We start from the raw sequence: 9,693 nt of genomic DNA on the forward strand, positions 1-9,693 counted from the left end.
CAAAGATTAAAACGCGACGTGGCGGAGCCAGAAGTCTCGCAGCAAGAAGGAGCGAAATGCCCAGCGGTTATCCTCACCGTGCAGGTATCCGTCGCGCTCCAATACGCTCAGAAGGTCCACCAGTTCCCGCTCGATGGTTTCTGGATCACCGTGCGGGTTACGCTTGATTAGCATGGTCCGAAGCCGGGTTTTGGTAGTGCCTTCCGGCTTCTGACAACATTGCTTCAGAATGGCGTGCGCTGTGAGTGCAGCGACCTTTCCAAACTGAAGGTCAAGACGACCAACCCAGTGAACGAATTGGATTTTCTTGTCTGGCGAAACCAGAGCAGCATATGCCTCTTTGACATCTGCCGAAGAAGGGAAGGATTTTGAGCGCTTGAAAGGCGGTAGGGCCTTCAATTCATCCACCATCAGCCGGAGATAGTATGGTAGCGGCCAACCCACTTGATTGACGACTTCTTCTGCCAGCTCATCGGCAACTTCGAACGAATCCGTGCCACTCCTTGCCCGTAGTTTCACGAACTCAATGGCAATGGGATGCTCAAAAGGGCCTAGTTTCTGAGGTCTCAGATCATTGATTGATCCAGCCATTTTTCGCTGTTCGACAAAGGTATCCAGCCCGATCGAGCCGCAGAGGAGCCAACGTACCCGGGGCAACAATGATGGTGCGCAGCGTAGCTTTCTGAACCAGTTAAGGATCGCTGCCACTCGCGCTTCTCCACCGGGTTGACCAGCAAGTGTGGAGAGAAAGATCGGGAGTTCATCGAGACCAATCAAAACCGCCTGACCTTCACTTGTGAGCGATTCTAGCAGTTGATTCATCCGCTCCTGAGCCTCACGAAGCGCATCCTCAATGTCGCTGTTGAAGGCCAGTTCAAAGCTGTGTTCTCCATCCGATACTTTGGCACTTGCCGGCAACAGTTTGCGGAGGCGAGCCCCCGCGTTACGAAGCTGATCCCCAATTCCAGGACGAATGCCGACGTCCAAAAGAACCTTTGCCAACTCATCGAAAAAGTCAGCCTCGGTTTGGGCATGCTCAACATTCGCGTAGGTGGCAAGCCATCCTTGATCAGTCGCCCAATCCAGCAGTTTGCGGGCCAGTTCCGTTTTTCCGACCCGCCGCGGGGCGGTGACAAGGATATTCTGGCCCTCAGTGAGCAGTCGCTGGAACTGGTATTGCTCCCATTGGCGGTCGTAAAAGTCTGGAGAAGAGAATAGTTTGGGCCGTCGCATGTCAGGTTTATAAACCAATTCAAATATGAATCAATTCATTTGTGAATTGGATTTGATGCCACCTCGACAGACTTCAGCCCCCCCCCTCGGCTTGAAGCGTGGTGATGTCACACGTGATACGGTAAGTATTCCGTTAGCAGTTCGTTTGTCTCTCATGAGTTCACCGCTCTCCCGCCGCCATTTTCTCCAGTCCAGCACCTCGCTCATCGCATTGCCCGCGCTGGAGTCGCTGGGCTTTCGCCGCTTTGCCTCCGCGGCGGCTCCGGCCGCGCCGCCGAAGCGTCTGGTCTTCCTCGGCTTCGGCTGGGGCATCACGACGGAGACGTGGTTTCCGGACATCAAGCAGACGGGGAAGGATTACAAGCTGCCGGAGGGCTTGAAGCCGCTGGCGAGGCACAAGGCGGACTTTTCCATCGTGCAGGGGCTTTGGAACAAATACTCGAACGAAGGGCACTGGGGCAGCACGATGTGGCTCACAGGCGCGAACCGTTTCGCCGAACCGGGGCAGACGTTTCACAACAGCATCTCCGCCGACCAGGTCGCAGCGGCGAAGCTGGGCATGGACACGCGTTTTGCATCGCTGCAGCTCAATGGCAGCGAGAACGCGGAGGCTTCCGGACATGGGCCGGGGCTTTCGATGGCATGGGATGTGAGTGGGAAGCCCATCGGCGGTCACAAAGGCCCCGTGGAGGCGTTTCATCGGCTTTTTTCCAAGGACACGACGCCCATTGAGCAGCAGAAGGCCATGCTCGCGCAGAAGCGCAGCGTGCTCGACACGGTGATGGAGAATGCGAAGGCCATGCAGCGCGGTCTTGGCAAAAACGACCGGGCGAAGCTCGACGAATACTTCCAAGGCATCCGCGACATCGAGACGCGTCTCGCGAAGGACGAGCAATGGATCGGCGTGCCGCAGCCGAAGGCACCGATTCCTCAGCCGCAGGAAGGTTTGGCGGGCAAGGAGGAGATCAAGATCATGTATGACATCATCGTCGCCGCGATGCAGACGGACAGCACCCGCGTGCTGACCTACCGCCAGCCGGTGAGCACGCTGCTGACGAGCATCGGCATCAAAGTCGCGCCGCACGACATGAGCCACTACCACTCGACAATGGGCGAAAAACTCGCCGCCTCGCAGCAGCGCGATCTCGTGCAGAGCGAATTGCTCGCCGGACTCATCGACAAGCTCAAAACCACCAAAGAAGCCGATGGCAGTCGCCTTTTCGATCACGTCGCCCTCGCCTACGGCAGCAACATCCGCACCGAACACAACCTCGACAACTGCCCCACGCTCCTCACCGGCGGTGGCGCCGGCATCAAGCTCGGCCACAACCTCGTCGCGCCGAAAGACACGCCGCTGTGCAATGCCTGGCTCACGCTTCTGCACAGCATCGGCGTGAACGCCGAACGCCACGGCGACAGCTCGGGCGTGCTGAAGGAAATCGTGGCGTAGGCAGGAGGCCATTGTCCCCAACCGATGGCTGATTTTATCAAAGCTCGTCGTTGCTTGCCAAGCACCCTTGTCATCACCAACAGCCGCAACGGCATCGCCAGAAACGGTCAAACCCGACATCGGCGACATTTCGACGCACCTGCATGCGTTTAGAGTCGGTTCCTGTCCCTCACCACTCACACCCATGATTCACCGTTGCCGATTTCTGCTCTCACTTGCCGTTTCCATCACGTTAGCCACATCATTGCAGGCGGAAGGAACCGTCAAAATCGTCCTCGTCGCCGGACAGGTGAAGGAGGTGGACAAGGTGGGGCATCATGACTACCTCGGCGGATGCCGTTTGATGCAGGTGCTGCTGAAGCAGACGCCGGGGGTCGAGGCGGTGCTCGTCGAAAAGGAATGGCCTGCGGATGAATCCGTCTTCGATGACGCGGCTTCGGTCGTGTTTTACACCGACGGCGGTGGCAAGCAGGTCTATCTCGCGACGCCGGAGCATGTGGCGCTCGTTCAGAAGCTGGCGGATGGCAAGACGGGCCTCGTGAACATTCATCAGGCCGTCGAGTTCACGCCCGAGTTCGCTAAGCAATCGGCGGACTGGACCGGCGGTGTTTACAACGCGCTCTCCACCCGCGGCCACTGGGACAGCGTGCATGACAAGTTCCCCGAGCATCCGATCATGCGCGGCGTGACGCCTTGGAAGATCAACGACGGCTGGCTGAATCATCTCAAATTCCCAGCCGGCATGAAAGGCATCACGCCGCTCGTCTGGTCGGGCAAGGAGGCGCTCGGATCACCGGAGGGCGGCGACAAAGACATCGTCTCGTGGACCTTCGACCGCGCGAGTGGCGGCCGTTCGTTCAGCTTCAGCGGTCTCGACGCCCACCACGCCTGGGAGCTCGACGGCATGCGCAAGCTGGTCATCAACGGCATCCTCTGGAGCGCCGGCGTCGAGATTCCCGCCGGTGGAGCGAAGTGTGACGCCGACAAGGCGCTGGTGGATTCATTCCTCACACCACGCACCGCTCCTCCGCCGAAGAAGCCCAAGGCGGCGGTCAAGTAATGGTCGTTGGATCGATGCGCCGAATTCTTCTCATCACGATCTCGCTGAGTTCCTCCCTATTTGGCAAGGATCAGGAGTCGATTCTGCCGGTGTTTCGCGAGAGCTGCGTTCGCTGCCATGGTGAAAACGGCAAGGTGAAGGGAAAACTGAACCTGCTGGAAATCGCCAGCGTGGCTGAATTGAAGAAGGATCCGGAGCGGCTGCAGAAGATCATCGAGGCGATCGATTTTCAGGAGATGCCGCCGGAAGACGAGCCGCAGCTCAAAGCAGGCGTGCGAACGCAACTGCTCGCCGATCTCGAAATGCTGCGCCACGAGTCCGTCAGCGGAACGAAGGCCTACGCGGCGACGCCGATCCGGCGCATGAACCGCTTTCAATACAACAACGCCGTCACCGATCTCTTCGACCTCAACTGCGTCGTCTTCACGCTGCCAGAGCGCATGCTGCGCGAGCACAAGGACTACTTCCAGCCGCAGACTCGGAGGATGCCGAGCACCGTTTACGTCGGCAGCCGCCCGTTGGGAAAGTCGCAGTTGATCGAGGATCGCCTCGATGGTGTGGCCGCGTTCCCGCAGGACCTGCGAGCTGAACATGGTTTCGACAATCAGGCGGATCATCTTTCGCTCTCGCCACTGTTGATGGAGGCGTTTTTGACGCTGGGACAGTCGATCACGCAGAGCCCGGACTTCACGGCGAAATCTGTCGGCATCTGGAAGACGTTCTTTGAAGTGCCTTCCAAGAATCAGGATACAAAAAGCGAGGTGCGCCTTCGTCTCGAACCGTTTCTGAACAAGGCCTTTCGCAAACCCGTCGAAGCCAAACTGCTCGACCGCTACACCGGCCATGTTCTGCGTCAGTTGGATGCAGGCGTCGTCTTTGAAGACGCGATGAAATCGATCGCCGCTGCTGCGATCGCTTCGCCGCGCTTCCTGTATCTTTACGATAAATCCGCTTCGAGCGAGGCTGCGGAGACCATCGACGATTTCGAGCTCGCCTCGCGTCTGTCGTTCTTCCTATGGGGCAGCCTTCCGGATGAAACGCTGCTCGGCTTGGCAGCGAAAGGCGAGTTGCACAAAACCGCAGTTCTTGAAGCGCAGTTCGAGCGCATGATGAAGGACCGGAAGCTGAAGCGCTTCTGCGACAGCTTCCCGTCGCAGTGGTTGCAGCTTGAGCGCATCATCTCGTCGATCCCGGACAAGGACAAGTTCCCGGACTTTTACTTCTCGAAGTATCGCGCCAGCATGCACATGATGCTGGAGCCGCTGCTGCTGTTTGAGGCAATCCTCATCGAGAACAAGCCCGTCACGCAGCTCGTCGATTCCGACTTCACTTATCGGTCGCTTTTGCTGGAGCGGAATTATGAGGAACTCGCGCTCGGCAAGCTGCCCAACAACGCGAACGTCAACGAGGTGACGAGGCTGGAATTCAAACGCACGCCGGTGACGGATCGTCGCAGCGGCGGTGTGATCACGAACGCGGCCGTGATGACCATGACCTCCGGCCCGGATCGCACCAAGCCGATCACACGCGGCGCATGGATCGCGAGCGTGATCTTCAACAACCCGCCCAAACCGCCGCCGGCGGATGTGCCGCCGCTGAATGAAAAGCCCGCCGCTGGCGAGGAGAATCTGACGCTGCGCGAGCGCTTATCGATGCATCGCGAGCGTGCCGACTGCCGCGGCTGTCACGAGCAGATCGATCCGCTCGGCTTTGCGCTGGAGAACTACGATCCCGTCGGTCGCTGGCGCACTCAGTATGAAAACGATCGCGACGTGGACATGCAGGGCACCCTGTTTCGCAAGCATCCGTTCAACAGTGTCATCGATTTCAAAGACGCCATCCTCGCCGAGAAAGACCGTTTCACCCGCGCACTCGCCGGGCATCTGCTGACCTTCGCACTCGCACGTGAACTCGGCCCTGCGGATCAGATCGCGCTCGATCACATCGCGCAGGCCACGGCGAAGGACAGCTACAAGTTCCAGACGCTGATCAAGCAGGTGGTCCTGAGCGAACCGTTCCAGACGAAGACCACTCCGAAGTTGGCGGAAGCATCCGGCGCGGCCAAACGTTAACTGATTCACTCTCATGCGAACCTCCTCACGACGACGCTTCCTCCGCGGCCTTGGCGGCACCGCTTTGGCGCTGCCGTGGCTGGAGAGTGTAGGCGTGGCGGCACCCGGCGCGAAGGTCGCGCAGCGCATGGCACATTTTTATGTGCCGATCGGCGTCGTGCGCCGCGGGTTTTTCCCCGGCGAGGCCAAAGACGTCATTCCCAAGGGCAATCTCGGCGGTGTGATGCAGTCGCTCGGCAAGCAGGATCCGAATTTCAGCGTGAAGCCGCTCGACAAGCTCACGCCGACGATGCAGCCGCTGGAGGAGATGAAGCACAAGGTGACGCTGATCACCGGCATGGACCGCACTTTTCAGCAGGGCACGGACGTGCATGCGCAGTGCGCGTCATGCTATCTGAGCAGCGCCGAGCCTTACACGATCAAAGGCAGCGCCTGGCCGCTGGACCGCACGCTGGATCATCTCGTGGCCGACCAGATTGGCACGAACACGCCGTTTCGCACGCTGGAGTTCAGTTGCAACAGTCACAAGGACAACAAGGAGTCGATCTACTTCGACAACATCTCCTGGTATGGCACCGGCCATCTCGCGCCCTCGATTCGCGATCCGCGCCGGATGTATCGCCGTCTGTTTTCGACACAGGAGGTGGATCGCTTTCGCGACATCACCGATCTTGTGCTGGACGACGCACGTTCATTGAAGCGCGAACTCGGCTATCACGACGGACAGAAGTTTGCCGAGTACTTTGAATCCATCCGCACCATCGAAACGCAGATGGACCGGTTGGAAAAGATGAAGGCCGAACTCGCCAAGGTGAGCTTTGACGAGCCGCCCGACGCCTACCTGCCACGCGGCGAGTACATCCGCCTCATGGGCGACCTGATGGTCGTCGCCTTGCAAACCGGCCTCACCAACGTGGCCACCTTCATGGTCGGCCCCGAGCGCTGGGACACGCCGTACATGTTCGACGGTCTTTTCAAAGAACCGAAGAGCCATCATCAGATGTCGCACAACCAGACGAAGATGATCAACGACCTGCTGAAGGTGGACCGCTTCCACATGGAGCAGTTCGCCTACCTCGTGCAGAAGATGGATGCGACCCAGGAGTCCGACGGCACCTCGTTGCTCGACAACACCCTCTTCACCTACGGCTCCGGCCTCGGTGATGGTTCCACCCATCAATACAACGACCTTCCGATCATCGTTGCCGGTGGAGGAAGGCGCGTCGCCTCCGGCAAGCACATCAACATGCCCGAGGGCACCCCGCTCGCGAATCTCTGCCTCACTCAGGCCCGCATGCTCGGCCTGAACATGCCCCGCTTCGCCGACAGTACCGACGAGATCGGAGCGCTGAAGATCTCGTAACGACTCGGACGCCCGATCCATTCACCGCCAACCATCTCATGCATCATCTCAGCCTCACACTCCTGCTCAGCCTCGCCGTCTCCACCTCCGCTCTCAGTGCTGACAAGGCGAAGGCCAAAGCGAAGAAGCCGGATCGTCCGACTCCGCCGACGCGTGCCTTCGATGGGCCCGGCGCTCCGACCTTCATCCGCCTTGATGGAAAGCCGGGCGCGAATCCGCCGGTGGATGCGAATGGCGATTATGTGGTCGGCCCGGAGTATGTCGCGGCGCCGGAGAACAACGTCACGGAAGGCGTGCCAAAGGGGCGGGTGGAGCAGTTCATCATGAACTCAAAGGACTGCCAGCGCTTCAATCCCGGGATCGCACGGGAGGAGTTCGGCACGGTCGATCCCAACAATCCGAAGACGTTGATCGTGCAGACGCACGAGATCGACTACCAGCGTGCGATCACTGTCTACATTCCGGCGCAGTACGTGCCCGGAACGGAGGTTCCGTTTATCGTGAAACACGACGGCCCCGGGAAAGGAAAGTCGGACGCGAACCTCGTGACCATCCTCGACAACCTCATCGCGCAGAAGCGCATTCCTGTGCAGATCGGCATCCTGATCGCCAACGGCGGCGGCGATGCGCAGGGGCATGAGCGTGGGCGCGAATACGACACGATGTCCGGCCTGTATGCCGAGTTCATCGAGCACGAGGTGCTGCCGCTGGTGGAGAAAAACTACAACATCAAGCTGACCAGGAACCCCGACGGCCGTGCGGTGATGGGCAGCAGTTCGGGCGGATCCGCAGCGCTGATCATGGCCTGGTATCACCCGGAGTGGTATCGTCGAGTGCTGACGACGTCCGGCACGTTCGTGAACCAGCAGTGGCCCTTCAATCCGGAGACACCCGGCGGCGCGTGGGATTTCCACGACAAACTCATTCCACAGAGCGAGAAGAAACCGCTGCGCATCTTCATGGCCGTCGGCGATCGCGATAATTTCAATCCCAACGTCATGCGTGACGGCATGCACGATTGGGTGGAGGCGAATCATCGCATGGCGAAGGTGCTGAAGGCGAAAGGCTACGACTACCAGTACCTCTTCTGCCTCAACAACGGCCACGGCATCCGCGAAGCCAAGCCGCAGGTCCTCCCACACGCCTTGGAATGGGTGTGGCATGGCTATCCAGCTGGCGCGAAGTAACGAATGGCTGCCTGCCGAACCGCGGCCCGCTGCTTTGAAAGCCTTTTGCGAAACGCAGCCTTATCGGCGAAAGGACTTCCCACCGATGATGCACCGTTCTTTTCAGCAGCGCTTTTCCTGCCTCCGGCGATGGAGCCGCGAGGTTTCAATGCTGGGCGTCTTGTTTGTCGGGCCGCTTCTGGTTCAAGCGGCGGACACGGCCGCGCTGGTGAGCCTCGTCACCGCCGAGAAGTCGGGAGGCATGGACCGGACGCTGCAACTGACCGGGACGGTGACGGCCCGGCATCAGGCGAAGCTCTCGCCGCGAACTGCCGGACTGGTGACACGGCTCAACGTCGATGCGGGCAGCCGCGTTGCCCAAGGAGACGTGCTGCTCGAGCTCGACCCCAAAATGGCCCAGCTTTCGCTCGCCGTGCTGCAGGCCGAACTGGCCCAGGCGAAACTCGAGCAGGCCAATGCGGACCGGCTGGTGCAGGACATCCGCGAGCTCACCAAGATCGGAGCCTTTCCCAAATCGGAAGCCGAAACGCGACTGGCAAACTCCAGGGTGGCGGCCAGTCGTCTGCTGCAAATCGAAGCCCGCATCGAGGAGCAGCGCGAGTTGATCGACCGCCACAAGGTTCTGGCGCCTTTCCCGGGAGTGATCAGCGAGCGTCTCACCGAAGCAGGTGAATGGGTGGCCACGGGCACGCCGGTCCTCGAACTCGTCGGCACCGACGACGTCTGGTTTGATCTCCAGGTGCCGCAGGAGGAACTGGCGCGCATCTCCGGTGCGAAGCAGGCGACGATCACGCTCGATGCGTGGACGCGCAAACCGCTGACGGCACACATCGATGTGCAGGTGCCGGTCAAAAATCCCGTGTCGCGCACCTTCCTCGTCCGCCTCAAGATTGATGATGACAAGAAACTGGCCGCGCCCGGCATGTCAGGCACGGCGGAGATCGCTTATCAATTGGTGGACGGAGACAGCGTCCGCATTCCACGCGATGCCGTGGTGCGCTACCCCGATGGCACGGCGCGCGTCTGGGTGGTGGAGGACAAGGATGGCATCCCATGCGCCACGTCGCGCATCGTGACGACGGCGGGCGCACTCGGTGAATGGACGGAAGTCGTCAAAGGTCTGGCGGGCGGCGAGCAGGTGGTGCTGCGCGGCAATGAAGGACTGAAAGAAGGACAGCCCGTCCGGTTCACCACGGAGAGCTCGAATCCGAAGCCGCAATGATCGACCATCTCCTCAAGCGTGGCACGCTGGTGGCCGTGGTGCTGACCATGGTGCTGCTGCTCGGCATCGTCGCCGCCATGCGTGTGCCGGTGCAGATGATTCCGGA

The 9,693-nt window shown here is 60.1% G+C and carries 7 protein-coding genes; 6 read left to right on the top strand and 1 reads right to left on the bottom strand.

Translation table 11 applies throughout. The annotated features are described in order from the left end of the window. Positions 1 to 6 precede the first annotated feature (6 nt). Positions 7 to 1,233: a hypothetical protein gene (locus KDL09_RS19290; RefSeq protein WP_294388859.1), complete on the bottom strand. Its 1,227-nt coding sequence runs from the start codon at positions 1,231 to 1,233 to the stop codon at positions 7 to 9. Positions 1,234 to 1,387: 154 nt separating this feature from the next. Here KDL09_RS19290 and KDL09_RS19295 point away from each other — a divergent pair, with 154 nt between their 5' ends. From KDL09_RS19295 to KDL09_RS19320, 6 genes are all read left to right on the top strand, one after another. Further along, positions 1,388 to 2,683: a DUF1552 domain-containing protein gene (locus tag KDL09_RS19295; RefSeq protein ID WP_294388861.1), complete on the top strand. Its 1,296-nt coding sequence runs from the start codon at positions 1,388 to 1,390 to the stop codon at positions 2,681 to 2,683. 184 nt (positions 2,684 to 2,867) lie between these two features. Continuing rightward, complete coding sequence (locus KDL09_RS19300; protein WP_294388863.1) at positions 2,868 to 3,743, top strand: ThuA domain-containing protein; 876 nt, start codon at positions 2,868 to 2,870, stop codon at positions 3,741 to 3,743. Between the two features lie 14 nt (positions 3,744 to 3,757). Continuing rightward, positions 3,758 to 5,815: a DUF1592 domain-containing protein gene (locus KDL09_RS19305; protein ID WP_294388865.1), complete on the top strand. Its 2,058-nt coding sequence runs from the start codon at positions 3,758 to 3,760 to the stop codon at positions 5,813 to 5,815. A 13-nt stretch (positions 5,816 to 5,828) separates the two neighbouring features. Further along, positions 5,829 to 7,178, top strand: coding sequence for a DUF1552 domain-containing protein (locus tag KDL09_RS19310; RefSeq protein WP_294388866.1), 1,350 nt, complete (start codon positions 5,829 to 5,831; stop codon positions 7,176 to 7,178). A 38-nt stretch (positions 7,179 to 7,216) separates the two neighbouring features. Beyond that, a complete protein-coding gene (locus KDL09_RS19315) occupies positions 7,217 to 8,365 on the top strand; it encodes an alpha/beta hydrolase-fold protein (protein ID WP_294388868.1) in 1,149 nt (382 codons plus the stop codon). Positions 8,366 to 8,450: 85 nt separating this feature from the next. After that, complete coding sequence (locus tag KDL09_RS19320; protein ID WP_294388870.1) at positions 8,451 to 9,587, top strand: efflux RND transporter periplasmic adaptor subunit; 1,137 nt, start codon at positions 8,451 to 8,453, stop codon at positions 9,585 to 9,587. The last annotated feature ends 106 nt before the right edge of the window (positions 9,588 to 9,693 follow it).

The organism is Prosthecobacter sp. (assembly GCF_020439865.1).
In the GTDB taxonomy this organism is placed as follows: Bacteria; Verrucomicrobiota; Verrucomicrobiia; order Verrucomicrobiales; family Verrucomicrobiaceae; genus Prosthecobacter.

Bases quoted from the DNA above. Each gene is read 5' to 3' on its own strand.
- KDL09_RS19290 (WP_294388859.1), bottom strand. From the start codon at position 1,233: ATGCGACGGCCCAAACTATTCTCTTCTCCAGACTTTTACGACCGCCAA.
- KDL09_RS19295 (WP_294388861.1), top strand. From the start codon at position 1,388: ATGAGTTCACCGCTCTCCCGCCGCCATTTTCTCCAGTCCAGCACCTCG.
- KDL09_RS19300 (WP_294388863.1), top strand. From the start codon at position 2,868: ATGATTCACCGTTGCCGATTTCTGCTCTCACTTGCCGTTTCCATCACG.
- KDL09_RS19305 (WP_294388865.1), top strand. From the start codon at position 3,758: ATGCGCCGAATTCTTCTCATCACGATCTCGCTGAGTTCCTCCCTATTT.
- KDL09_RS19310 (WP_294388866.1), top strand. From the start codon at position 5,829: ATGCGAACCTCCTCACGACGACGCTTCCTCCGCGGCCTTGGCGGCACC.
- KDL09_RS19315 (WP_294388868.1), top strand. From the start codon at position 7,217: ATGCATCATCTCAGCCTCACACTCCTGCTCAGCCTCGCCGTCTCCACC.
- KDL09_RS19320 (WP_294388870.1), top strand. From the start codon at position 8,451: ATGATGCACCGTTCTTTTCAGCAGCGCTTTTCCTGCCTCCGGCGATGG.